This is a genomic window from Pseudomonas sp. FSO-7, from assembly GCF_059579345.1.
This window is the reverse complement of sequence record NZ_CM184193.1, coordinates 6,079,804-6,103,571: the sequence shown is the minus strand read 5'-3', so window position 1 is coordinate 6,103,571 and position 23,768 is coordinate 6,079,804. Positions and strand designations below refer to the sequence as shown.

Below are 23,768 nucleotides of genomic sequence, written 5' to 3'. Positions count from 1 at the left end.
GCTCCCGCTCGGCTGCGAAGCAGTCGTCGCTTTTGAAGTCTTGGGGGCCGCTACGCGGCCCAGCGGGAGCAAGCTCCCTCGCCACATGGGTTTTGTGGCGAGTCAGGAATAAGGAAAAAGGATGCCCATGAACACTTACATCCGCTGGTTCCAACGCATCATCTGGGTCGGGATTATCATGAACATGTTCTTCGCGATCCCGGCGTTGTTCGCGCCGGCGTTGCTGACGTCCATGATCGGCCTGCCACCCGTACTGTCCGATCCCTGGCTGGAGAACGCCGGCATGTTGCTGGTGGGGATCAGCCTGTTCTACATGCCCTCGGGGTTCAACGCGCCGCGTTTCGTGGTGCATTCGTGGTTGTGCGTGCTGTCGCGGCTGGTGGCGGTGGTGTTCTGGATCTACCTGATCAACACCAACAACCAAGGCCAATTATTCAAGCCGATGTTGATGGGCGACCTGAGCATGTTCCTGATCCTGGGCGTGCTGTTGTACCTGGGCAGCCCGAAGGCCAATCGTCCGCTGGCCTTGCTTTGCGCCGGGTGGCGGGAATGGCGTGCCGGTTGGGCGCTGCGCTGGCAGAGCCACGGGTTCAAGGTCGGCACGTTGCTGGTGGTATTGCTATTGGGTTTCATCGGCTACCAGACCTGGTACCAGATGATCCGGGAAGTGCCGCAACCGGACTTCGCCTCCGACGAAGACCATTATAAATACGCCGCCATCGGCCTGGGCATCGAGGCGCGGATTCCCTACTACCTGTTCGCCGTGCTGCCGCAGATATGCCCGGAAAAACTGCCCAAGCCGGGCGGCTATGAAGTGTTCGGTTTCCTCTATGAAAACGGCAAAGACCTGCCCATCGGCATGGCCAAGCGGCAACTCGGTTACCCCACCGTCGAGCCCAACTGCGCCCTGTGCCACACTGGCTCCTACCGGGCCAATGCCACTGACGTCGCGGTGCCGGTCGCTTCCGCGCCGGCCAATACCCTGCAACTGCAGGCGTTCCAGTGGTTCGCCTACGAGTGTGCCAGCGACCCGAAATTCACCCCCGATGCGGTGATGGCGACGATCAATGGCAAGTTCCAGCTGGGCTTTTTTGAAAAGCTGTACAACCGTTACCTGATCATCCCGATGGCCAAGAGTGCGCTGCTCAAGCAGAAGCAGGCCTACGCCTGGCAGAAGTTGCGTCCGGCCCAGGGCCCTGGGCGGACCGACACCTTCAACCCGACCAAAATGGTGGTGTTCGGCTTCCCGGATGACTCCACCATCGGCACCGTGGATCTGCCGCAGGTCTGGAACCAGAAACCCCGCGAGTCCATGTACCTGCATTGGGACGGCAATAACAACAAGATCCACGAGCGTAATTACGCAGCGGCCATGGCCGTGGGCGCGACGCCGGAATCGGTGCTGCCACCGAGCTTCAACCGAGTGACCAACTGGCTGCTGGGCCACAAGGCACCGGCCTGGCCGTTCGCCCTGGACCCGGTCAAAGTCGCCCAGGGCAAACCGGTCTGGGAGAAAAACTGCGCCGGCTGCCATGATTTCGGCCGCAGCGACACCGGCCAGGTCACCACCAACATTGACCAATTGGGCACCGATCCCCATCGCCTGAATTCCTTCACCACCGGCCTGGTGGCGGCGTTCCACGGCTTCAAGAAACCGCCGTTCGACTTTGGCGCCTACCGCAAGACCCAGAGCTACAGCAACACCCCCACCGACGGCATCTGGCTGCGGGCGCCGTACCTGCACAACGGTTCGGTGCCGACCCTGTGGGATTTGCTGCAACCGCCGGAGCAGCGGCCACAGGTGTTCTACACCGGCTCCGACATCTACGACCAGGAGAAGGTCGGCTTCATCACCAGCGGCGCGCAAATGAAGGCGTCGGCGGACTTCAAATACGACACCCGCCTGGAAGGCAACCACAACGGCGGTCACCTGTATGGCACGCAGCTGTCGGACGTCGACAAACGGGCCCTGATCGAATTCATGAAGACCCTGTAGCCCAGGGCATTGCGAAGGAGCGTTCACATGTCATTACTGCACCATTGGGAACATGAGTTCGACAAGGTCAAGGTCCGCCTGCACGGGTTGGTCACGCGGCTGGAAATGTCCTGGCAGAAACTCGTCAACGAGCTCGAACCTGAAGAGTTCGAGGCCATCGTCAAGTTATTGCAGCGAGGTCACGATCAGGCGCAATACGCCATTAAACATGGCGGACTGCCGGACGACGAACCGGCCGTTCCCTGGGAACTGGCCCATGGTCTGTCGATCCTTAAAATCGGCAATCCCAGCCCCTTGCCGCAAACCGTCGCCGAGCTTCCTACTCAGGTTCTCAAGGACGGCACCTTGCTCGGCTGTCGCAAATGGGAACTGCTGGACCTGTTGTGGAGCGAGGCGCTGCTCAAGTGGATCGAGAACCTGCGCCATCACGCGCCGTTCGCCACGAACCCGGCGCTGGTGAAAATGGACAGCGACGTGGTGCTGGCCATCGCCGGCGACTGGGGCACCGGGCCGTTCGACAGCCACGCCCCGGCCGTGGCCGTGGCCAATCAGATGCAGTTGGCCGAGGCTGACTTCACCATCCATCTGGGCGATGTGTATTACGCCGGCACCCATTCCCAGGAAGACGTCGACATGGCCGGCTGGCCCCAGGGCAAGCAGGGCTCGTTCACCCTCAATTCCAACCACGAGATGTACAGCGGTGCCCACGGCTATTTCAAGGAACTGGCCAAGCGTTTCCCGGTGCAGCAGGGCACCAGCTACTTTGCCTTGTACAACGACGACTGGTTGGTGGTCGGCCTGGACAGCGCCTACGCCTCGGACGCGATGAACCTGTACATGGACGGCACCCTCAACACCCAGCAGATCGAGTGGATGAAAACCCTGCCCAAGCGCAAGAAACTGATGGTACTCAGTCATCACCAAGGCTTCGATATTTCCGGACACAACAAGACCGCGCTCTACCAACCGGTGTGCGACGCCTTGGGGCGTGAGCCGGACTACTGGTATTGGGGACATTTGCACAATGGCATCTGCTACGCGCCGCAAGGTGGGTTGCACGCGCGTTGCGCCGGGCATGGGGCGATTCCCTACGGCACCACCAGCGAGCTGAACGGGCATGCCCGGGTGTTGTGGTCGGAAACCCAGTTGGCGGGAGACGAGGCGTATCCGCTGCGGGTGTTGAACGGGTATGTGAAGGTGAGGTTGGTGGGGGAGGAGATTGTCGAGACGTTTTATGGGGAGGATGGCAGTGTGCGGTGGTCTTCGCAGTGATCGGGTGAATGAGAGATCGTCTTCGCGAGCAAGCCCGCTCCCACATTCGACCGCATTCTTCCTGAAGAAACTCGGTCAACTGTGGGAGCGGGCTTGCTCGCGAAGCTTTTGATTTTACCCCTGGACCGGAACGCCCTTGAGGTACGGCGCCGGTTCAGCCCCGAGGTTGTTGAGCATGCGCTCGCTGTACCAGTCGACGAAGTTCACCACGCCGAACTCATAGGTCTTGGAGTACGGGCCAGGCTGGTAGGCGGTGGAGTTGATGCCGCGCTGGTTTTCTTCGGCCAGGCGACGGTCCTGGTCGTTGGTGGCGTCCCAGACCTGGCGCATGCGCGCGACGTCGTAGTCCACGCCTTCGACCGCGTCCTTGTGCACCAGCCACTTGGTGGTGACCATGGTTTCCTGGGCGCTGATCGGCCACACGGTGAACACGATGATGTGGTCGCCCATGCAGTGGTTCCACGAGTGCGGCAGGTGCAGGATGCGCATCGAGCCCAGGTCCGGGTTCTTGATGCGGCCCATCAGCTTGGCGCAGCCTTGCTTGCCGTCCATGGTCATCGACACGGTGCCCTTGAGCAGCGGCATGCGCACGATGCGGTTGCGCAGGCCGAAGCTGGCGTGGGCGTAAGGGATCTTCTCGGCGTCCCAGGCGGCGGCGGAAGCGGCCACATGGTCCTTGAAGGCCTGGTCGGCCCGTGGGTCGGTGACGTCGTCCCATTCCAGCAGGGTCTTGAGCAGTTCCGGGTGCGAACCGCCGCAGTGGTAGCACTCGCGGTTGTTTTCCAGTACCAGTTTCCAGTTGGCCTTTTCCATCAAGGTGGTTTGCACCGCCACCTTGGTGTTCTCCATGTCGTACGGTTCCATGTAATGGTTCAGCGTCGACAGGAAGTCATCGATGGCCGGCGGGTTTTCGGCCAGGCTGATGAAGATGTAGCCACCCGCGGTCTTCACGTTCACAGGCTTGAGGCCGTACTGCTTCATGTCGAAGTCGGCGCCCATCTCGGTGCCGGCGAACAGCAGGCGACCGTCCAGCTCGTAGGTCCACTGGTGGTAGTGGCAGACCAGTTTGGCGACCTTGCCCTTTTCGCTGGTGCACAGCCGCGAGCCACGGTGGCGGCAGACGTTATGGAAAGCGTGGACCACGCCGTCGGCGCCGCGAATCACGATGATCGGGTTCTTGCCGACTTGCAGGGTCAGGTAGTTGCCCTTGGCCGGGATTTCGCAGGTCATGCCGGCGATCAACCACTCTTTCTGGAAGATTTCCTGCATGTCGATATCAAACAGGCGCTCATCGGAGTAGAACGGTTGCGGCAGCGAAAAGGTGCGCTCGCGCTCTTGCAGCATTTGCGCGGTGGCCTTGCGTGCGGGTTCCAGCGGATCGCCCAGGCTCAGGGTAGTGGTGACGTCCATCGTTTTATCCTCATGGCCCTCTACGTGGCCGGCGAAAAATGACTAATCGGTTGTGCTACGCAAGGCAGAAAACTTTGTTTATCTGTTGGGGCGAGTGTGGGGCCGCGCAGGGGCGCAACCTTATCCATGGGCGACATGGCCCAATCTGTTCCCGACGCGCAAGCCCCGGTAGTTGGGGGCTGGTCGCGATAAGTATGTGAATGTCGCAGATAGGTAAATGGTCACTCAGGTGCCTGCGCACAATCGCCATCATGAAGGCCGACAGTCGGCCGTGGAGATCAGCATGTCCAATAACTTCCTGAACCCGGTCACCACCCAGACCTGGGCCAATGGCCGACATATCGTACGTTGCGTCAAAGTCATCCAGGAAACCTGGGATGTGCGCACCTTCTGCTTCATGGCCGACCAGCCGATCATGTTCTTTTTCAAGCCGGGGCAATTCGTCACCCTGGAGCTGGAAATCGAAGGCCAGCCGATCATGCGCTCCTACACCATCTCCAGTTCGCCGTCAGTGCCCTACAGTTTCTCGGTGACCATCAAGCGCGTGCCGGGGGGCAAGGTGTCCAACTGGTTGCACGACACCCTGCATGAAGGCCAGGAACTGGCGGTGCACGGGCCGGTGGGGTTGTTCAACGCCATCGATTTCTCCAGCCCCAAGGTGCTCTATCTCAGCGGCGGCGTCGGGATTACCCCGGTCATGTCCATGGCGCGCTGGTATTACGACACCAACGCCAACGTCGACATGGTGTTCATCCACAGTGCCCGTTCGCCCAAGGACATCATCTACCACCGTGAGCTGGAACACATGGCGTCGCGGATCGACAACTTCAGCCTGCACCTGATCTGCGAAAAACACGGCCTGGGCGAGCCTTGGGCCGGTTATCGCGGCTACCTGAACCACAAGATGCTTGAGCTGATGGCGCCGGATTTCCTGGAGCGCGAAGTGTTCTGCTGCGGCCCGACGCCGTACATGAACGCGGTCAAGCGCCTGCTGGAAACCGCTGGCTTCGACATGAAGCGCTACCACGAGGAGTCCTTCGGCGCCACGCCACCGGAAGCCCGCGCCGACGCCGTGGAACAGGCGGAACAGGCGGCCGACGCTCCGGAAGTCGATGCGGCGGACCTGCACCTGGTGGAGTTCACCTCCTCGGGCAAGAGCATCCGCGTGGGCCCGGGAGAAACCGTACACGCCGCCGCCGCCAAGCTCGGCATGATGATCCCCAAGGCCTGCGGCATGGGCATCTGCGGCACCTGCAAAGTGCTGAAGCTGGGCGGGGAAGTGGAAATGGACCACAACGGCGGGATTACCGAGGACGATGAGGCCGAGGGTTACATCCTGTCGTGCTGCAGCGTGCCGAAGGGGGATGTGCGGATCGAGTTTTGACGCCTGTCCGATGCAAGGGACGCCTGGAGCATCCCTTGACATCTTTCTTCAAAAAGAGTGATTGGTTCCGCGCTCTAGGTAGTAGGGGAAACTCATGCGGTATAGGCTTATGGTTCTTCACTGGGTTTTAGGATTTGCATACCGTAGTAAGGTGTCAATGCTCCGCTATCGCGATCATAACGCCACACCTTTTTTGTAACGATGTGCAGTTGACCCAATATTTCGAGGAAGTCACCGCTTTGCACATAGGGGGCTACGTCCATATCGGATTCGTAAACAGTAGTTTTAGAACCGTTTTCTACTGAAAATTGCACTTTGCTAGTTGTCATGTTTTCAGCTCCGCTTGTAGGTAAGGAATAATAATGCTTCACGCATATTAAAACTTTCGAGCCGGACAACAATCGTGAATGACAGTCGTCAATAGCTATAAGGTAAATGAGCTCAGCGTGCCGGAAAGTGCCACAAAAAATGAAGACATGGTTTTTTGTGGATGCGACAGTGTGAGTCACCTCGATTATTCAAAAAAGGATTGTTATCCACCTTGATCGAGTTGTTGAAGGCGCACTGCCCATGTCCTCGTTCAAGGTTGTGCCGATATTATTTTGAGGCGCGGAGCAGTGTCTACTGTCAACACTGACAGTAGACACTGTGGAGGTTTTGTGGCTCGAACTGAGCCGGCATTGAAGAGGGTAAATGTCTTGTATGTTGTAGCTTTTTTGCGGGTTTAGGTTTTGCTTATTTCTCTGATAGTAAGAAGAATGGCTTTATTGCGAAAGGTTATAGCAGGCGGCGTATTTCATGAGCGCAAGAACTCTAGTGTTCGTGGAGGCATTGCCACGCTGAGCGTCACTGGTGAATAAACTTGCGTGGGCCCGGTTTTGACGAAGGGGACTTCGGGACGAAAACCGTATCACTCACGACCTGAGGGATAAATCCTCTCGCCACAATAGTCCCCTCAGTTCTTTCTAGCCTGCCATCACTTCCCGAATATCCGCCGCCAATTCCCTTACCCGCGCCTCTTGCGTATCCCACGAACACATGAACCGTGCACCGCCCTTGCCGATGAAAGTGTAGAAGCGCCAGCCGCGGGCAGTGAGGGCGGCGATGGCCGGTTCCGAGAGTTGCAGGAACACGCCGTTGGCCTGGACCGGGAACATCAGTTCCACGCCGGGAATGTCGCTGACCAGCTCGGCCAGCAATTGGGCGCAGTGGTTGGCGTGGTGGGCGTGCTTGAGCCAGGCGTCGTTTTGCAGCAGGCCGACCCAGGGCGCGGAGAGGAAGCGCATTTTCGAGGCCAGTTGCCCGGCCTGTTTGCAGCGGTAGTCGAAGTCCACCGCCAGGTCGTGATTGAAGAACAGGATGGCTTCGCCCACCGCCATGCCGTTTTTCGTACCGCCGAAGCACAACACGTCCACGCCGACCTTCCAGGTCAGGTCCGCCGGGGAGCAGCCGAGGAAGGCGCAGGCATTGGAGAAGCGAGCGCCGTCCATGTGCAGGTTCAGCCCCAGCTCCTTGCAGGTGACGCTGATGGCGCGGATTTCATCCGGGGTGTAGACGCTGCCGACTTCCGTGGCCTGGGTCAGGGTCACGACCCGTGGCTTGGGGTAGTGGATGTCCTGGCGCTTGAGGGCGATCTCACGGATCGACTCGGGGGTCAGCTTGCCGTTTTCGGTGCGTGCCACCAGCAGCTTGGAACCGTTGGAGAAGAACTCCGGTGCGCCGCATTCGTCGGTTTCGACGTGGGCGGTTTCCGAGCAGATCACGCTGTGGTAACTCTGGCACAGCGAGGACAGGGCCAGGGAGTTGGCCGCAGTGCCGTTGAACGCGAAGAACACTTCGCAGTCGGTTTCGAACAAGGCCCGGAAATCGTCCGCCGCGCGGTGGGTCCACTCGTCGTCGCCGTAGGCGCGTTGGTGACCCTGGTTGGCTTCTTCCATGGCCGCCCAGGCTTCGGGGCAAATGCCGGAATAGTTGTCGCTGGCAAACTGTTGACTCTTGTCGGTCATGGCTTTGCTCCTTGAATAGAGAGTCCTGGGTAAAGAGATCCCTGGCGGAATGCCCGGGTGGGGCGTTCCCTGGTTCGGCGTGTTTGGGTCCACAGCGCCGTGGTCGATCATGGTTCGGCGTGCTTGAGTCCGTCGCGCCGTGGTCGATCATGGTTCGGCGTGCTTGAGTCCGTCGCGCCGTGGTCGATCATGGCTCGGCGTGCTTGAGTCCGTCGCACCGTGGTCGATACTGGTGCGCACTTTACCCAAGATTAGCGGGGGAACACACCGGATGTTTCTGTCAGAAAATCACAAAGTCATCGGGCCGCTGCACGCATGAGTCGGCGCGACGGTGCCCTGGACCTGCTCAAATGGCTGGCATTGTTGTCGATGGTGCTCGATCACCTGCGATATATCGGTTTTTCCATTGATTGGCTGTACGTGCCGGGGCGCCTGGCGTTCCCGTGGTTTTGCCTGGCGATGGCGGCGAATCTGGCGCGCGACGGTGCCAGCACCGCTCCATGGCGTTACCTGGGCTGGTTGTTGTTATTCAGCGCCGTCAGCGAAATCCCCTACCGCTTGTTCATTCCTGACCCTTCCACGCTGAACGTCATGCCGACGCTGGTGCTCGGGCTGCTTGTGGCGCGCTGTTGGCAGACGCCCACCCTGGAGGCGCGATGCCTGGCGGTGACGGCGTTGCTGCTGGCGGCGCTGTTTTCGTCGCAGCTGATGTTCGGTTTCTTTGGTGTGCTGCTGCCGCTGGCGATGTTGCTGGTATTCAAGCGTCCTTTGTATATGGCCTTGTTGCCGGGGCTGGTCTGCGTGGCGGCCAATCAATGGCGGGTGTTGTATGGCGCGGCGTGGCTGGGGGATGGGGTGGCGCTTTGGGGATTAGTGGCCTGCCTGATCGCGCCATGGCTTGGGCGGGTGCTTTTGCGACACGCGGGTCGTTTTCATCCACCGGCGATGCGGCGCTGGGCCTACGGTCTGTATCCCGCGCATTTTTTGCTGTTGCTCGCGGTTCGCCAGATCGGCGCATAGCCTTTGTGGCGAGGGAGTGTCTGGCTCCATTTGAGCGCATGTCGTAAACGCACCTTTGCGTGGCGTCCATAGGCATTTGACATGCCTGCGCCAGCCATACCATCGCATCCAAAGGGCACGACCGAATGGTCCGTGCCTCACCGAGACGAAAGGCGCACCGCCGCCGCTGGGAGAGACGCGATGTTCAGCAAACAAGACCAAATTCAAGGCTACGATGATGCGCTGCTGGCGGCGATGAACGCCGAAGAGCAACGCCAGGAAGATCACATCGAGCTGATCGCGTCGGAGAACTACACCAGCAAGCGCGTGATGGAGGCCCAGGGCAGCGGCCTGACCAACAAGTACGCCGAAGGCTATCCGGGCAAGCGCTACTACGGTGGCTGCGAGCACGTCGACAAAGTCGAAGCCCTGGCCATCGAGCGTGCCAAGCAGTTGTTCGGTGCCGATTACGCCAACGTCCAGCCGCACTCCGGGTCTTCGGCCAACAGCGCCGTGTACCTGGCCCTGCTGCAAGCCGGCGACACCATCCTGGGCATGAGCCTGGCCCACGGCGGTCACCTGACCCACGGTGCCAAAGTGTCGTCCTCGGGCAAGCTCTACAACGCGGTGCAATACGGCATCGACACCACCACCGGCCTGATCGACTACGACGAAGTCGAGCGCCTGGCGGTCGAGCACAAGCCGAAAATGATCGTTGCCGGTTTCTCCGCTTACTCCAAGACCCTGGATTTCCCACGTTTCCGCCAGATCGCCGACAAGGTCGGTGCCCTGCTGTTCGTCGACATGGCCCACGTGGCCGGCCTGGTTGCCGCCGGTCTGTACCCGAACCCGCTGCCGTACGCCGACGTGGTCACCACCACCACCCACAAGACCCTGCGCGGTCCCCGTGGCGGCCTGATCCTGGCCAAGGCCAACGAAGAAATCGAGAAGAAGCTCAACGCCGCGGTATTCCCGGGTGCCCAGGGCGGCCCGCTGATGCACGTGATCGCCGGCAAGGCAGTGTGCTTCAAGGAAGCGGCGGAGCCTGGCTTCAAGGCTTATCAGCAGCAAGTGATCGATAACGCCCAGGCCATGGCTGGCGTGTTCATCAAGCGCGGCTACGATGTAGTGTCCGGTGGCACCGATAACCACCTGTTCCTGGTCAGCCTGATCCGTCAGGGCCTGACCGGCAAGGATGCCGATGCCGCCCTGGGCCGCGCCCACATCACCGTCAACAAGAACGCCGTGCCGAACGACCCGCAATCGCCATTCGTGACTTCGGGCTTGCGCATCGGCACCCCGGCGGTGACCACCCGTGGCTTCAAGGTTACCCAGTGCGTCACGCTGGCCGGCTGGATCTGCGACATTCTCGACAACCTCGGCGATGCCGATGTCGAGGCCAATGTCGCCCAGCAAGTGGCGGCCCTGTGCGCGGACTTCCCGGTTTATCGCTGAGTCGGTTTTGGAGTAATGACTATGCAACGCTATTCGGGCTTCGGCCTCTTCAAACACTCACTCAGCCATCATGAAAACTGGCAGCGGATGTGGCGCACGCCGACCCCGAAAAAGGTCTACGACGTGGTCATCGTCGGCGGTGGCGGGCATGGCCTGGCGACCGCCTACTACCTGGCCAAGGAACACGGCATCACCAACGTGGCAGTGGTCGAGAAGGGCTGGTTGGGCGGCGGCAACACCGCGCGCAACACCACCATCGTGCGCTCCAACTACTTGTGGGACGAATCGGCCCACCTGTACGAACACGCGATGAAACTCTGGGAAGGCCTGTCCCAGGACCTGAACTACAACGTGATGTTCTCCCAGCGTGGCGTCTACAACCTGTGCCACACCCTGCAGGACATCCGTGATTCCGAGCGTCGCGTCAGCGCCAACCGCCTCAACGGCGTGGACGGCGAGCTGCTCAACGCCAAGCAAGTGGCCGACGAGATCCCGTACCTGGATTGCTCGAAAAACACTCGCTACCCGGTGATGGGCGCCACCGTCCAGCGTCGCGGCGGCGTGGCCCGTCACGATGCCGTGGCCTGGGGCTTTGCCCGGGCGGCCGACGCGTTGGGCGTGGACCTGATCCAGCAGACCGAAGTGATCGGTTTCCGCAAGGAAAACGGCGTGTGCATCGGCGTGGAAACCAATAAAGGCTTCATCGGCGCCAAGCGCGTCGGCGTGGTGACCGCCGGTAATTCCGGGCACATGGCCAAGCTCGCGGGCTTCCGCCTGCCGATCGAATCCCACCCGCTGCAAGCGTTGGTGTCCGAGCCGATCAAGCCGATCATCGACAGTGTGATCATGTCCAACGCCGTGCACGGCTACATCAGCCAGTCCGACAAGGGCGACCTGGTGATCGGTGCCGGTATCGACGGCTACAACGGCTACGGCCAGCGTGGCTCGTACCCGGTGATCGAGCACACGGTCCAGGCCATCGTCGAGATGTTCCCGGTGTTGTCCCGTGTACGCATGAACCGTCAGTGGGGCGGCATCGTCGACACCACGCCGGACGCCTGCCCGATCATCTCCAAGACCCCGGTGCCGAACATGTTCTTCAACTGCGGTTGGGGCACCGGCGGCTTCAAGGCGACACCTGGCTCGGGCAACGTATTTGCCGCGAGTCTGGCCAAGGGTGAAATGCACCCATTGGCTGCACCTTTCTCCATCGACCGTTTCCACAACGGTGCGTTGATCGATGAACACGGCGCTGCTGCGGTTGCCCACTAACAGGAGAAATCCCCATGTTGCACATCTTCTGTCCTCACTGCGGCGAACTGCGCTCCGAAGAGGAATTCCATGCATCCGGCCAGGCGCATATCCCGCGTCCGCTGGATCCGAACGCCTGCACCGACGAGGAGTGGGGCGACTACATGTTCTTCCGTGACAACCCACGCGGGTTGCACCATGAACTGTGGGACCACGTCGCCGGTTGCCGTCAGTACTTCAACGTGACCCGTGACACCGTGACCTACGAGATTCTCGAAACCTACAAGATCGGCCAAAAGCCGCAGTTCACCGACAAGGCTGACAGTCCGAAAGCGGCCGCACAGGCTCTGGGAGAGAAGGTATGAGCCAGATCAATCGCCTGTCCAACGGCGGACGGATCGACCGCAACAAAGTGCTGAGCTTCACCTTCAACGGCCAGACCTACAAAGGCTTCGAGGGCGATTCCCTGGCCGCTGCGCTGCTGGCCAACGGTGTCGACATCATCGGCCGCAGCTTCAAGTATTCCCGGCCGCGCGGCATTTTCGCCGCCGGTGCCGAAGAGCCGAACGCGGTGCTGCAGATCGGTGCCACCGAGGCCACGCAAATCCCTAACGTGCGCGCCACGCAACAGGCGCTGTACCAGGGCCTGGTCGCCACCAGCACCAATGGCTGGCCGAACGTGAACAACGACATGATGGGGATTCTCGGCAAGGTCGGCGGCAAGCTGATGCCGCCGGGCTTCTACTACAAAACCTTCATGTACCCGCAATCGTTCTGGATGACCTACGAGAAGTACATCCGCAAGGCCGCAGGGCTGGGTCGCTCGCCGACCGAGAACGATCCGGACACCTACGACTACATGAACCGTCACTGCGACGTGCTGGTTGTCGGCGCTGGCCCTGCTGGTCTGGCCGCCGCACTGGCCGCGGCCCGCAGCGGTGCGCGCGTCATCCTGGCCGATGAGCAGGAAGAGTTCGGCGGCAGCCTGCTCGACTCCCGCGAAAGCCTGGACGGCAAGCCGGCGACCGAATGGGTGGCCGCTGTTGTCGCTGAACTCAAGTCGATGCCGGACGTGGTGCTGCTCCCACGCGCCACGGTGAACGGTTACCACGACCATAACTTCCTGACCATCCACGAGCGCCTCACCGACCACCTCGGCGACCGTGCACCGATCGGCCAGGTCCGCCAGCGCATCAACCGTGTTCGTGCCAAGCGCGTGGTCCTGGCGACCGGCGCCTGCGAGCGGCCGCTGGTCTACGGCAACAACGACGTGCCGGGCAACATGCTGGCCGGCGCGGTGTCCACCTACGTGCGTCGCTACGGCGTGGCGCCGGGCAAGAAACTGGTGCTGAGCACCAACAACGACCACGCCTATCGCGTGGCCCTGGACTGGTTCGACGCCGGCCTGCAAGTGGTGGCCGTGGCCGATGCTCGCAGCAACCCGCGTGGCGCGCTGGTGGAAGAAGCCCGCGCCAAGGGCATCCGCATCCTCACCGGCAGCGCCGTGGTCGAAGCCCGTGGCAGCAAGCGCGTCACCGGGGCACGTGTTGCCGCGATCGACGTCCGCGCCCATAAAGTCACCAGCCCCGGCGAATGGCTGGACTGCGACCTGGTGGCCAGCTCCGGCGGCTACAGCCCGGTGGTCCACCTGGCTTCGCACCTGGGCGGCAAGCCGATCTGGCGTGAAGACATCCTCGGTTTCGTACCGGGCGAAGCACCGCAGAAGCGTGTGTGCGTTGGCGGCGTGAATGGCGTCTACAGCCTCGGCGATAGCTTGGCCGACGGTTTTGAAGGCGGCGTGCGCGCGGCCAGCGAAGCCGGCTTCAAAACGGTGGAGGGCGTGTTGCCCAAAGCCCTGAGCCGTCACGAAGAACCGACCCTGGCGCTGTTCCAGGTGCCTCATGAAAAATCCACTGCACGGGCGCCGAAGCAATTCGTCGACCTGCAGAACGACGTCACCGCCGCCGCCATCGAGCTCGCCACCCGCGAAGGCTTCGAGTCGGTGGAACACGTCAAGCGCTACACCGCACTGGGCTTCGGTACCGACCAGGGCAAACTGGGCAACGTCAACGGCCTGGCCATCGCGGCCCGTTCGCTGAACGTGAGCATCCCGCAGATGGGCACCACCATGTTCCGTCCGAACTACACGCCGGTGACCTTTGGCGCGGTGGCTGGCCGGCACTGTGGGCACATCTTCGAACCAGTGCGCTACACCGCGCTGCAAGCCTGGCACGTGAAGAACGGTGCCGAGTTCGAAGACGTCGGCCAGTGGAAGCGCCCTTGGTACTTCCCGAAGAACGGCGAAGACATGCATGCCGCGGTCAAGCGCGAATGCAAGGCCGTGCGTGACAGCGTCGGCCTGCTCGACGCCTCGACCCTGGGCAAGATCGACATCCAGGGCCCGGATGCCCGTGAGTTCCTCAACCGCGTCTACACCAACGCCTGGACTAAGCTCGACGTGGGCAAGGCTCGCTACGGCCTGATGTGCAAGGAAGACGGCATGGTCTTCGACGACGGCGTAACGGCCTGTCTGGCGGACAACCACTTCCTGATGACCACCACCACGGGCGGCGCGGCGCGCGTGCTGCAATGGCTGGAGATCTATCACCAGACTGAATGGCCGGACCTGAAGGTGTACTTCACCTCGGTCACCGACCACTGGGCGACCATGACCCTGTCGGGGCCCAACAGCCGCAAGCTGCTGAGCGATGTCACCGACATCGACCTGGACAAGGACGCGTTCCCGTTCATGACCTGGAAGGAAGGACTGGTGGGCGGCGTGCCGGCACGGGTGTTCCGGATCTCGTTCACTGGTGAACTGTCGTACGAAATCAACGTGCAGGCCGACTACGCCATGGGCGTGCTCGAGCAGATCGTCGAGGCCGGGAAAAAATACAACCTGACCCCGTATGGCACCGAGACCATGCACGTATTGCGGGCCGAGAAGGGCTTCATCATCGTCGGTCAGGACACTGATAGCTCGATGACGCCGGACGACCTGAACATGGGCTGGTGCGTAGGCCGGACCAAACCGTTCTCGTGGATCGGCTGGCGTGGCATGAATCGCGAAGATTGCGTGCGTGAAGACCGCAAGCAACTGGTGGGCCTCAAGCCGATCGACCCGAATGTCTGGCTGCCGGAAGGTGCGCAACTGGTGTTCAACACCAAGCAGGCGATTCCGATGACCATGGTCGGTCACGTGACCTCCAGCTACGCCCACAACTCCCTGGGTTATTCATTTGCCATGGGTGTGGTCAAGGGCGGCCTCAAGCGGATGGGCGAACGCGTGTTCGCGCCACTGGCCGACGGCAGCGTGATCGAGGCAGAGATTGTTTCTTCGGTGTTCTTCGATCCGAAGGGGGATCGGCAGAATATCTAAAGGGACTTTGGTCCTGTGGGTGGGCAGTTACACCGCGTCGCCTGATTCGCGAGCAAGCCCGCTCCCACAGGATCGAAGTCGCCAAAGGAATTTGAGCCAGGCATCAATCCAATGTGGGAGCGGGCTTGCTCGCGAAGGCGGCAGAACAGTCACCACAAATGCCGGAACTACAGAATTCAAGACAGGTGCTCCATATGACCGCAGTCAACGTGTACCAACAACGCCCAACCACCGGGGCCAAGGCCGAGTCGTCGCTGCACCATGCCGACCTCGCCAGCCTGGTGGGCAAGGGTCGCAAGAACGCCGGCGTGACCGTGCGCGAGAAAAAACTCCTGGGCCACCTGACCCTTCGTGGCGACGGCCACGACCCGGCGTTCGCCGCCGGCGTGCACAAGGCCCTGGGCCTGGAATTGCCAGGCGCCCTGACCGTCATCGTCAAGGGTGAAACCAGCCTGCAATGGCTTGGCCCGGATGAATGGCTGCTGGTGGTGCCCACCGGCGAGGAGTTCGCCGCCGAGCAGAAACTGCGTGAAGCCCTGGGCGACCTGCACATCCAGATCGTCAACGTCAGTGGTGGCCAGCAGATCCTCGAACTGTCCGGCCCGAACGTGCGCGACGTGCTGATGAAATCCACCAGCTACGATGTACACCCAAGCAACTTCCCGGTGGGCAAGGCCGTGGGTACGGTATTCGCCAAGTCGCAACTGGTGATCCGCCATACCGCCGAAGACACCTGGGAACTGGTGATCCGCCGCAGCTTCTCCGATTACTGGTGGCTGTGGTTGCAGGATGCCGCGGCGGAGTATGGGTTGAGCGTGCAGGCCTGATTTTTGGCTTTGGAATGCTGTTGTGGCCACAGGGTTCTTTGTCGCCCGGTAAATTTTGAACAGGAGTCACCGCAATGAGCCGCGCCCCAGACACATGGATCTTGACTGCCGACTGCCCCAGCGTGCTCGGCACGGTGGACGCGGTGACGCGCTTTCTGTTCGAGCAGGGCTGCTACGTCACCGAGCACCATTCCTTCGACGACCGTCTCTCGGGGCGTTTTTTCATTCGTGTGGAATTCCGCCAGCCGGATGGTTTCGACGAGCAGGCCTTTCGTGCCGGCCTGGCCGAGCGTGCGCAAGCCTTCGGCATGGTCTTCGAACTGACGCCGCCCAACTACCGGCCCAAAGTGGTGATCATGGTCTCCAAGGCCGATCACTGCCTCAACGATTTGCTCTACCGCCAGCGCATCGGCCAGTTGTCCATGGACGTGGTGGCCGTGGTGTCCAACCACCCCGACCTCAAGCCGCTGGCCGACTGGCACCAGATTCCCTACTACCATTTCCCCCTGGACCCGAACGACAAGCCGGCCCAGGAGCGACAAGTGTGGCAGGTGATCGAAGACACCGGTGCCGAACTGGTGATCCTTGCCCGCTACATGCAAGTGCTGTCGCCGGAGTTGTGCCGCAAGCTCGACGGCAAGGCGATCAACATCCATCACTCGCTGCTGCCGGGGTTCAAGGGCGCCAAGCCGTATCACCAGGCCTACAACAAAGGCGTGAAACTGGTGGGCGCCACGGCGCACTACATTAACAACGACCTGGACGAAGGCCCGATCATCGCCCAGGGCGTGGAAGTGGTGGACCACAGCCATTATCCCGAAGACCTGATTGCCAAGGGGCGGGACATCGAAGGGCTGACCCTGGCCAGGGCCGTGGGGTATCACATCGAAAGAAGGGTGTTCTTGAACGCCAATCGCACGGTCGTTCTTTAGAACGACATCGCGAGCAAGCTCGCTCCCACAGGGAGTACGCGATCAACTGTGGGAGCGAGCTTGCTCGCGATGAGGCCCCAACAGACAACAAAGAAACAAGACACAAGCACTAACCCGAGCAATCAAGGCGCTGCCTGCCTGGGCAACGCAGTTCCACAAAAACAACAGCGAGGTGAAAGCATGTCTGGTAATCGTGGTGTCGTGTATCTCGGCAACGGCAAGGTCGAAGTACAGAAAATCGACTATCCAAAAATGCAGGACCCGCGCGGCAGGAAGATTGAGCACGGTGTCATCCTGCGCGTGGTCTCCACCAACATCTGCGGCTCCGACCAGCACATGGTCCGCGGCCGTACCACTGCCCAGACCGGCCTGGTCCTGGGGCACGAGATCACCGGTGAAGTGATCGAAAAGGGTAGCGACGTCGAGAACCTGAAAATCGGCGACCTGGTGTCGGTGCCGTTCAACGTGGCTTGCGGGCGCTGCCGTTCCTGCAAGGAGCAACACACCGGTGTGTGCCTGAGCGTCAACCCGGCTCGTGCCGGCGGTGCCTACGGTTATGTGGACATGGGCGACTGGACCGGCGGCCAAGCCGAATACGTGCTGGTGCCGTACGCCGATTTCAACCTGCTGAAACTGCCGGACCGCGACAAGGCCATGGAGAAAATTCGTGACCTGACTTGCCTGTCCGACATCCTGCCGACCGGCTATCACGGCGCCGTCACCGCCGGTGTTGGCCCTGGCAGCACGGTCTACATCGCCGGTGCCGGCCCGGTTGGCCTGGCGGCTGCCGCTTCCGCTCGCCTGTTGGGCGCGGCGGTGGTGATCATCGGCGACGTCAACCCGGTCCGCCTGGCTCACGCCAAGGCCCAGGGTTTCGAAATCGCCGACCTGTCCCAGGACACTCCGTTGCACGAACAGATTGCCGCCTTGCTGGGCGAGCCTGAAGTCGATTGCGCCGTCGATGCGGTAGGCTTCGAAGCCCGCGGCCACGGCCACGACGGCGTCAAGCACGAAGCCCCGGCCACCGTGCTCAACTCGTTGATGGGCGTGGTCCGCGTCGCCGGCAAGATCGGTATCCCCGGTCTCTATGTCACCGAAGACCCGGGCGCCGTCGATGCGGCGGCCAAAATGGGCAGCCTGAGCATCCGCTTCGGCCTGGGCTGGGCCAAATCCCACAGCTTCCACACCGGCCAGACCCCGGTGATGAAGTACAACCGCCAACTGATGCAGGCGATCATGTGGGACCGTATCAACATCGCCGAAATCGTCGGCGTGCAGGTCATCAGCCTGGACGACGCGCCGAAAGGCTACGGCGAGTTCGATGCGGGCGTGCCGAAGAAGTTTGTGATTGACCCGCACAAGTTGTTCAGTGCGGCGTAAAGCGGTAGGCAAGACGGAAAAAGGGCGACAGTGATGTCGCCCTTTTTATTTGATAAGGGCTTGCCCTCAAGGCTGTTTATGGAGTGTCAGCTGTTTATTCCTCCAGGCCTGCTGAGGAGGGGGGCCCTCATCCACATATTCCTCCCGATAACTATATAAACAGGTGTTTGCTATAGGGGTGGGCGTTGTTAACGTCATTTGGTACTGCGGTTGCAAAAAGTTAGGGCCCACGGCTTCGCCCCGCCAGATAACTTTTCCGGTGGGGTCCTTCACAGCATATTCCTCGAAGACCGGTTGGCCAGGAGTGGTCTCTGGCATTGAACGAAACACTATTTCCCCTACGGCGGGACAGTTTGTTGCGTTCGCAGCTTGGGTAACGCCCAGAAGTCCAGCGACGGAAAGTAAGCCAACGATTAAACCGCGCATTTCACGTACTCGCTTGTTGATTGGAGCCATGATGATCGCTGAGCGTTGTGCTTGAGCCTACTGTCAGAAATGACAGTAGGTCAGACCAAAAGGAAATAACCTTGCGGATTTTCATGCGCCGTTTTAGGAGGCGTGCCTGAGCGAACCGATGGCTATTCCGGCGTCACTCTCATAGCCTGCATGCCTTTATTGCCTTGCTGGATTTCAAACGAAACAGTCTGCTTCTGTTTCAGTGTCTTATAACCCTCGCCGGCTATCGCCGAGTAATGAACGAACAACTCCTCGCCTTCTTTGCCGAAAGTAATGAAGCCATAGCCTTTTGCATCGTTAAACCACTTCACGGTTCCTTTGATTCGGTCGCTCATTTTTATTCTTCCTGCTTGCCCGAATGAAGAAAGGCACAGGGACTGTGGTTTGCCCATAGCCTTGTTTTCGTTGTCACGGCTGCAGCTTAGAACCCGTGTGGACAGCTGCCTACTGTCAACGTTGACAGTAGGCAATACCGAGAGGAAATAACGGCTTGCGCGTTGATAGTCGGATGACGGTCGCTGCGGTCATGCCATGGCTTGTGCTAGCCGTCGCGTAACGGAATCGCCAGGAGCAGAGTGAAGTCGTGGCGGACGTCGAGGGGGGATTTCCCAAGTAGTTATAAGATTTTTGGTCGACGATGATCGAGCGCTGTTGTGGCGAGGGAGCTTGCTCCCGCTCGAGTGCGAAGCGCTCGCCGTTGGTATCCGAGAAGCGGGGGCTGCTTCGCAGCCCAGCGGGAGCAAGCTCCCTCTCCACGGTTACTGCTGGGCAGTTGCGGTCTCGACCCGTTCGCAGAATTCAGGGTAGAAGCCTTTGGCGCTAGGGCCTTGGCAATAGGCTTGCGCCTGGGCCAGGGCGTCGCCGCTGAATTTCAGGCTGAGGGGCATGCCGGCAAAGGTTTCGTAGCCGCCTTGTTGGGTCTTGATGGCGTCAAAACCTGGCATGTCATAGACCAGCTCCACTTCATCATCGGCATGGAGGCGTGCCTTGACCGTCACTTGCGTGTACTGCTTGCCCCCCGGTGCGCCATTGAGTGCCGCCAGGCCGTGGCCGACAATTCGCAGCAGGTCCGCAACCCAGTCGTCGCTCTCCGTGGCGGCGTTCGGGCGGTAGTGCACGGTCAGTGTTTGTTGGTCGCGGGTCACCTCGGTCAGGGTCGGGTCGGAGCGCTTGATGCGGTGTTCGATGGTCAGCCAGGTCTTTTGTTCTTCGCGGGTGCCATCGGCCAGTTCCGGATTCAGTGGGCCGCGCTGGCATTCGTTGACGCCCAGGACAATGAGCATGCCGGTCAGGATGACCGCGAGGGTGGCGCCACCGATTTTTACGTTCATGGGCAAACTCTGTTGGAGGAAGCCGCACTGTACGGTAATGGCGCAGGCGAGGGCAGGGGCTATGAGCGGGGGGCTGGAACAGTGACGCGGTTACCATGACCGATCAATCAATCAAGTTGAAGTAGTCGTCGTCCATCAACATGCACATTCGGGTATCCGTACTTTCGCAGCGATTGCTTATCCACTTTGAGAAGGCCGGTTCCAGGATTTGTCGATAGTCCAACTTCAGATTGATCGCCCCATACCTGCAGGTGATGGTTCCTTGGGAGGCTGTCTGCTCGTCCCCATCGTCCTCATGAATGACGTAGTCGGCACCTTCGAATTGCAACGAGGTCGGGTCGACCACGTCCACCAGGCTTTCGCTTTTCCATTCATGCTCTTCCCACCCATCGACGGTGTAAACGTCTTCCAGCGATTCAATATTCCTGTGAATGTCAGTGGCGGCGGGGCAGGTTATTTCACCGGCATGGACGTGGCCGATGATCAGCAAAAGCAAGATCGCGCCGCCAGCCAGTATTTTTTTCATGTGCCAGGCTCCATGGCTCAGTTCAACAATTTCATGGCTTCGGTCGGGCGGGTACTGTCAAGGTTGACAGTTATTTATGTCAATTTAGAACTGTGTGTGAATATTTGGTAACTTTTTGCTATATAAAAAAGCGCAGTTTTCGTTAAAACAGACGCTTCTGACGGTCTTCGAAGAATTTTCTGTAATGGCTATCGGCCACTCGCGTAATACGTTTAGGAACAATCCCTGTGTGCGCCAGTCCAACGCACGCTTTGCGCCGCTCTTTAAGGGCGGTTTTTCATGCTCAAGAGGATGTCCCGAATGAAGGTTTCACGAGGTTTTGCACTCTCCTGGCTGCTGACACTGGCCGCCAGCCCGGCCTTCGCGCAGTTCAGCCTCAGCGATGCGGCCAATGTGGTGTCGGCGATGCAGGGCAACTCAGGTGAGGAGGAGGGTGTCGTGGCCGCGGCGCCGAAAGCCGCCGGCCTGCTCAACACCCTGGGATCGGAACTCAAGATCACACCGGAACAGGCCATCGGCGGCGCCGGTGCGATGCTGGGGCTGGCGAAGAATCGGCTCAGCGAGCCGCAGTTCTCCGAGTTGAGCAAAAGTGTGCCGGGGCTGGATCAGATTGCCGGAAACAGCGCCATCGGTGGACTCAACGGCTTGGGCGGTTTGCTCGGTGGCGGGTCGGACAAGAATGCTTTGCTTGACGGCCTGCTGGGTAACGTCAAGGACACCGGTGACCTGAACAATGCCTTCAGTGCGCTGGGCATGGACAGCGGCATGATCGGCCAGTTTGCCCCGATCATTCTGCAGTACCTTGGCCAACAGGGTGTTGCCGGTTCGCTGTTGCAGAACCTGGGTGGTATTTGGGGCACGGGGGCGGGTGTCTGATGAAGGTGGCGACATCGAAAATCCGCCACGAACCTCTTAAAAGCTCAAGCTGAAGCAGTCGGGTGTTGGCGCTTGGGCGTGAAGGTAATGCCGCGTGAGATGGATGCCACCCACTTTGCAAGTGAGGGTCAGCCTGCTTGATGCTTGTTCCTCTTCGTCGGATTCATGGACCGCGAACTCGGCCTCGTTGAATTGCTCCATCGCTGGGTTGGCGGCCTGCATGAGGCGCGGGTGCTGCCATTCGCGATCATTCTGAATCTCTACCGTTTCAGTGTTGCCATGGCTGGGTGTCGCAATCGGGCCAGTGACTTCTGCGGCGTGGACATGGCCGATTAGCAACAAGAGTATTCCTGAGCCGCCCGTGATGAAGTTTCCCATTGGCCTGCCTCCCTATTCTGTGACGGCGACATGTTTGCGGCTGTGCCTGGCCAGGGCTACTGTCAGTGTTGACAGTTTTTTATGCTGATTTGGAATTAAAAGAGATCAGGTCCAAAAAAACGGACCTTCCCCTTCAAGGTATTTCATCCGCGGCTTTACCTGTCAGAACGGTCAGGCAGTACTTCCCTCGCTACGCAGGGCCGCGATGCGCTGGTCCTTTTCAGTCCAGAGCTGGTTGACCCAGTTCTGCACGTGCTGGCGAAACACCGGGTCGTTTTCGTAGTCGCCCTGCCACAACGCCGGGTCCAGTTCGCGGGTCTGGATGTCGATGATGACCCTGGGCACCGCGCCGCTGATCAAGTCCCAGAACCCGGGAATGCGCTCTTGCGGATAGACCACGGTCACGTCCAGTACCGCATCCAGTTGTTCACCCATGGCCGCCAACACGAACGCCACGCCACCCGCCTTGGGCTTGAGCAGGTGGGTGAAGGGCGATTGCTGTTGTTGGCTTTTGGTGGCAGTGAAGCGGGTGCCTTCGAGGTAGTTGACCACGGTGACCGGTTGACGCTTGAACAGCTCGCAGGCGGCCTTGGTGATTTCCAGGTCCTTGCCGGCCAGCTCCGGGTTCTTCGCCAGGAACGCCTTGGTGTAGCGTTTCATGAAGGGGTAATCCAACGCCCACCAGGCCAGCCCCAGGAATGGCACCCAGATCAGTTCCCTCTTGAGGAAGAACTTGAAGAATGGCGTGCGCCGGTTGAGGGTCTGGACGAGGGCGGGGATGTCCACCCAGGATTGGTGATTGCTGATCACCAGGTAAGACGTATCGCCGCGCAGGTCCGCGCCGCCGCGAATGTCCCAGCGGGTCGGGATGCACAGGGCAAAGATCAGCTTGTCGATCTCGGCCCAGGTCTCGGCGATCCACATCACCGACCACGAGGCATAGTCGCGAAAGCGCCCGGGCAGGACCAATTTGAGCAGTGCGAACACCATCAACGGCCCGAACAGCACCAGGGTGTTGAGCAACAGCAACAGGGTGACGAAACAGCCGGTGAGCAGGCGGCGCATAGATGACTCTTGCAAACGGGTGGGCGGGCCATGATAAGCAAGCTTCGGGCGGTAGGCCAAATCGGTGTGGACGAAAGTTTCACTTGGGCTAGGGTAGGTTGGGACTGCTTTTGTGGCGAGGGAGCTTGCTCCCGCTGGGCTGCGAAGCGGCCCCCAATTGGCGGCGATGGCTAGACCTGATTATGACGACTGCGCAGCCGGGCGGGAGCAAGCTCCCTCGCCACAGGTGTGCGATCAACCGAACGAATTCATCAGCCACGGTCTAAAACCCCACTCCCACAATGGAAGCCCTAATTACATGAAATCAGTTCTCGCCCTGCTTTCCCTGATGGCCCTTCCAGTGCTGGCCGCCGAGCCGACCCTCTACGGGCGCTATGAGTACATCGCGCTGCCGGAAATCGGCGGTCAAGTTCTCAAGGCCAAGATGGACACCGGCGCCCTGACCGCCTCGCTGTCGGCCAAGGACATCGAGACCTTTACCCGTGACGGCGATGATTGGGTGCGGTTTCGCCTGGCGACCAAGGATGCGGACAATAAGGTCTACGAACACAAGATCGCCCGCATCAGCAAGATCAAGACCCGTTCCGAAGAGGATGAAGACGACGACGAAAAGATCGCGCCCACCAAGCGCCCGGTGGTCGATCTGGAGTTGTGCCTGGGTAACGTCAAGCGCACGGTCGAGGTCAACCTGACCGACCGCAGCAGTTTCAATTACCCACTGTTGATCGGGGCCAAGGCGTTGCGTGAGTTCGGCGCGGCGGTGAACCCGGCGCGGCGGTTTACGGCGGATAAGCCGGACTGCTGATTTCCCTGATTGACTCACCCCGAGGCTTGCGGCACCGTTC

General features: G+C 60.4%; 21 protein-coding genes. 13 read left to right on the top strand and 8 right to left on the bottom strand.

The features are described 5' to 3' along the window. Positions 1–127 precede the first annotated feature (127 nt). Both AC515T_RS26820 and AC515T_RS26815 read left to right on the top strand, forming a co-directional pair. A complete protein-coding gene (locus AC515T_RS26820; protein WP_496530630.1) occupies positions 128–1,996 on the top strand; it encodes a c-type cytochrome in 1,869 nt (622 codons plus the stop codon). A 27-nt stretch (positions 1,997–2,023) separates the two neighbouring features. Continuing rightward, positions 2,024–3,268 (top strand): metallophosphoesterase, encoded by a 1,245-nt coding sequence (locus AC515T_RS26815; RefSeq protein WP_496530629.1) that lies wholly within the window; start codon positions 2,024–2,026, stop codon positions 3,266–3,268. 114 nt (positions 3,269–3,382) lie between these two features. Here the strand turns inward: AC515T_RS26815 and gbca are convergent, their stop codons facing one another. Continuing rightward, the gene (gene gbca, locus AC515T_RS26810) at positions 3,383–4,678 is read right to left on the bottom strand and encodes a glycine betaine monooxygenase oxygenase subunit (RefSeq protein ID WP_496530628.1); all 1,296 of its coding nucleotides are present in this window, start codon (positions 4,676–4,678) and stop codon (positions 3,383–3,385) included. 283 nt (positions 4,679–4,961) lie between these two features. Between gbca and gbcB the strand changes: the two genes are divergently transcribed. Continuing rightward, positions 4,962–6,062 (top strand): glycine betaine monooxygenase reductase subunit, encoded by a 1,101-nt coding sequence (gene gbcB, locus AC515T_RS26805; RefSeq protein WP_496530627.1) that lies wholly within the window; start codon positions 4,962–4,964, stop codon positions 6,060–6,062. 107 nt (positions 6,063–6,169) lie between these two features. On the opposite strand, the gene AC515T_RS26800 is transcribed toward gbcB, so the two are convergent. Together AC515T_RS26800 and AC515T_RS26795 are read right to left on the bottom strand one after the other, a co-directional pair. After that, on the bottom strand, positions 6,170–6,391 hold the full coding sequence (locus AC515T_RS26800; protein ID WP_496530626.1) for a hypothetical protein: 222 nt from the start codon (positions 6,389–6,391) through the stop codon (positions 6,170–6,172). A gap of 636 nt (positions 6,392–7,027) precedes the next feature. Continuing rightward, positions 7,028–8,068, bottom strand: coding sequence for a threonine aldolase family protein (locus AC515T_RS26795; RefSeq protein ID WP_496530625.1), 1,041 nt, complete (start codon positions 8,066–8,068; stop codon positions 7,028–7,030). Positions 8,069–8,383: 315 nt separating this feature from the next. Here AC515T_RS26795 and AC515T_RS26790 point away from each other — a divergent pair, with 315 nt between their 5' ends. From AC515T_RS26790 to fdhA, 8 genes are all read left to right on the top strand, one after another. Further along, complete coding sequence (locus AC515T_RS26790) at positions 8,384–9,088, top strand: TraX family protein (protein WP_496530624.1); 705 nt, start codon at positions 8,384–8,386, stop codon at positions 9,086–9,088. Positions 9,089–9,268: 180 nt separating this feature from the next. Next, positions 9,269–10,522: a serine hydroxymethyltransferase gene (glyA, locus tag AC515T_RS26785; protein WP_003206308.1), complete on the top strand. Its 1,254-nt coding sequence runs from the start codon at positions 9,269–9,271 to the stop codon at positions 10,520–10,522. A 21-nt stretch (positions 10,523–10,543) separates the two neighbouring features. Further along, positions 10,544–11,794: a sarcosine oxidase subunit beta gene (locus AC515T_RS26780; protein ID WP_003177603.1), complete on the top strand. Its 1,251-nt coding sequence runs from the start codon at positions 10,544–10,546 to the stop codon at positions 11,792–11,794. A gap of 14 nt (positions 11,795–11,808) precedes the next feature. Then, on the top strand, positions 11,809–12,138 hold the full coding sequence (locus tag AC515T_RS26775) for a sarcosine oxidase subunit delta (protein ID WP_014340581.1): 330 nt from the start codon (positions 11,809–11,811) through the stop codon (positions 12,136–12,138). After that, entirely contained in the window at positions 12,135–15,152 is a 3,018-nt protein-coding gene (locus tag AC515T_RS26770; RefSeq protein ID WP_496530623.1) for a sarcosine oxidase subunit alpha, read from the top strand. Before AC515T_RS26775 ends, AC515T_RS26770 begins: the two co-directional genes overlap by 4 nt. Before the next feature lie 194 nt (positions 15,153–15,346). Further along, a complete protein-coding gene (locus tag AC515T_RS26765) occupies positions 15,347–15,979 on the top strand; it encodes a sarcosine oxidase subunit gamma (protein ID WP_072342289.1) in 633 nt (210 codons plus the stop codon). A 74-nt stretch (positions 15,980–16,053) separates the two neighbouring features. Beyond that, entirely contained in the window at positions 16,054–16,911 is an 858-nt protein-coding gene (gene purU / locus AC515T_RS26760; RefSeq protein ID WP_496530622.1) for a formyltetrahydrofolate deformylase, read from the top strand. A 180-nt stretch (positions 16,912–17,091) separates the two neighbouring features. Next, positions 17,092–18,291, top strand: a complete 1,200-nt coding sequence (gene fdhA / locus AC515T_RS26755; RefSeq protein ID WP_109755030.1) for a formaldehyde dehydrogenase, glutathione-independent — start codon at positions 17,092–17,094, stop codon at positions 18,289–18,291. 578 nt (positions 18,292–18,869) lie between these two features. On the opposite strand, the gene AC515T_RS26750 is transcribed toward fdhA, so the two are convergent. From AC515T_RS26750 to AC515T_RS26740, 3 genes are all read right to left on the bottom strand, one after another. Further along, the gene (locus AC515T_RS26750) at positions 18,870–19,082 is read right to left on the bottom strand and encodes a cold-shock protein (protein WP_496530621.1); all 213 of its coding nucleotides are present in this window, start codon (positions 19,080–19,082) and stop codon (positions 18,870–18,872) included. Positions 19,083–19,505: 423 nt separating this feature from the next. Further along, positions 19,506–20,078: a hypothetical protein gene (locus tag AC515T_RS26745; RefSeq protein WP_496530620.1), complete on the bottom strand. Its 573-nt coding sequence runs from the start codon at positions 20,076–20,078 to the stop codon at positions 19,506–19,508. Between the two features lie 103 nt (positions 20,079–20,181). Then, on the bottom strand, positions 20,182–20,604 hold the full coding sequence (locus AC515T_RS26740; RefSeq protein ID WP_496530619.1) for a DUF3757 domain-containing protein: 423 nt from the start codon (positions 20,602–20,604) through the stop codon (positions 20,182–20,184). 300 nt (positions 20,605–20,904) lie between these two features. Between AC515T_RS26740 and AC515T_RS26735 the strand changes: the two genes are divergently transcribed. Beyond that, on the top strand, positions 20,905–21,480 hold the full coding sequence (locus AC515T_RS26735; RefSeq protein ID WP_496530618.1) for a DUF2780 domain-containing protein: 576 nt from the start codon (positions 20,905–20,907) through the stop codon (positions 21,478–21,480). Positions 21,481–21,516: 36 nt separating this feature from the next. Here AC515T_RS26735 and AC515T_RS26730 read toward each other — a convergent pair whose 3' ends face one another. Further along, entirely contained in the window at positions 21,517–21,858 is a 342-nt protein-coding gene (locus tag AC515T_RS26730; RefSeq protein WP_496530617.1) for a DUF3757 domain-containing protein, read from the bottom strand. A gap of 171 nt (positions 21,859–22,029) precedes the next feature. Continuing rightward, a complete protein-coding gene (yihG, locus tag AC515T_RS26725; protein WP_496530616.1) occupies positions 22,030–22,923 on the bottom strand; it encodes a 1-acylglycerol-3-phosphate O-acyltransferase, YihG family in 894 nt (297 codons plus the stop codon). Positions 22,924–23,221: 298 nt separating this feature from the next. On the opposite strand from yihG, the gene rloA2 reads away from it, so the two are divergent. After that, positions 23,222–23,728, top strand: a complete 507-nt coding sequence (gene rloA2 / locus AC515T_RS26720; protein WP_496530615.1) for a retropepsin-like aspartic peptidase RloA2 — start codon at positions 23,222–23,224, stop codon at positions 23,726–23,728. The last annotated feature ends 40 nt before the right edge of the window (positions 23,729–23,768 follow it).

Bases quoted from the DNA above. Each gene is read 5' to 3' on its own strand.
- AC515T_RS26820 (WP_496530630.1), top strand. From the start codon at position 128: ATGAACACTTACATCCGCTGGTTCCAACGCATCATCTGGGTCGGGATT.
- AC515T_RS26815 (WP_496530629.1), top strand. From the start codon at position 2,024: ATGTCATTACTGCACCATTGGGAACATGAGTTCGACAAGGTCAAGGTC.
- gbca (WP_496530628.1), bottom strand. From the start codon at position 4,678: ATGGACGTCACCACTACCCTGAGCCTGGGCGATCCGCTGGAACCCGCA.
- gbcB (WP_496530627.1), top strand. From the start codon at position 4,962: ATGTCCAATAACTTCCTGAACCCGGTCACCACCCAGACCTGGGCCAAT.
- AC515T_RS26800 (WP_496530626.1), bottom strand. From the start codon at position 6,391: ATGACAACTAGCAAAGTGCAATTTTCAGTAGAAAACGGTTCTAAAACT.
- AC515T_RS26795 (WP_496530625.1), bottom strand. From the start codon at position 8,068: ATGACCGACAAGAGTCAACAGTTTGCCAGCGACAACTATTCCGGCATT.
- AC515T_RS26790 (WP_496530624.1), top strand. From the start codon at position 8,384: ATGAGTCGGCGCGACGGTGCCCTGGACCTGCTCAAATGGCTGGCATTG.
- glyA (WP_003206308.1), top strand. From the start codon at position 9,269: ATGTTCAGCAAACAAGACCAAATTCAAGGCTACGATGATGCGCTGCTG.
- AC515T_RS26780 (WP_003177603.1), top strand. From the start codon at position 10,544: ATGCAACGCTATTCGGGCTTCGGCCTCTTCAAACACTCACTCAGCCAT.
- AC515T_RS26775 (WP_014340581.1), top strand. From the start codon at position 11,809: ATGTTGCACATCTTCTGTCCTCACTGCGGCGAACTGCGCTCCGAAGAG.
- AC515T_RS26770 (WP_496530623.1), top strand. From the start codon at position 12,135: ATGAGCCAGATCAATCGCCTGTCCAACGGCGGACGGATCGACCGCAAC.
- AC515T_RS26765 (WP_072342289.1), top strand. From the start codon at position 15,347: ATGACCGCAGTCAACGTGTACCAACAACGCCCAACCACCGGGGCCAAG.
- purU (WP_496530622.1), top strand. From the start codon at position 16,054: ATGAGCCGCGCCCCAGACACATGGATCTTGACTGCCGACTGCCCCAGC.
- fdhA (WP_109755030.1), top strand. From the start codon at position 17,092: ATGTCTGGTAATCGTGGTGTCGTGTATCTCGGCAACGGCAAGGTCGAA.
- AC515T_RS26750 (WP_496530621.1), bottom strand. From the start codon at position 19,082: ATGAGCGACCGAATCAAAGGAACCGTGAAGTGGTTTAACGATGCAAAA.
- AC515T_RS26745 (WP_496530620.1), bottom strand. From the start codon at position 20,078: ATGAACGTAAAAATCGGTGGCGCCACCCTCGCGGTCATCCTGACCGGC.
- AC515T_RS26740 (WP_496530619.1), bottom strand. From the start codon at position 20,604: ATGAAAAAAATACTGGCTGGCGGCGCGATCTTGCTTTTGCTGATCATC.
- AC515T_RS26735 (WP_496530618.1), top strand. From the start codon at position 20,905: ATGAAGGTTTCACGAGGTTTTGCACTCTCCTGGCTGCTGACACTGGCC.
- AC515T_RS26730 (WP_496530617.1), bottom strand. From the start codon at position 21,858: ATGGGAAACTTCATCACGGGCGGCTCAGGAATACTCTTGTTGCTAATC.
- yihG (WP_496530616.1), bottom strand. From the start codon at position 22,923: ATGCGCCGCCTGCTCACCGGCTGTTTCGTCACCCTGTTGCTGTTGCTC.
- rloA2 (WP_496530615.1), top strand. From the start codon at position 23,222: ATGAAATCAGTTCTCGCCCTGCTTTCCCTGATGGCCCTTCCAGTGCTG.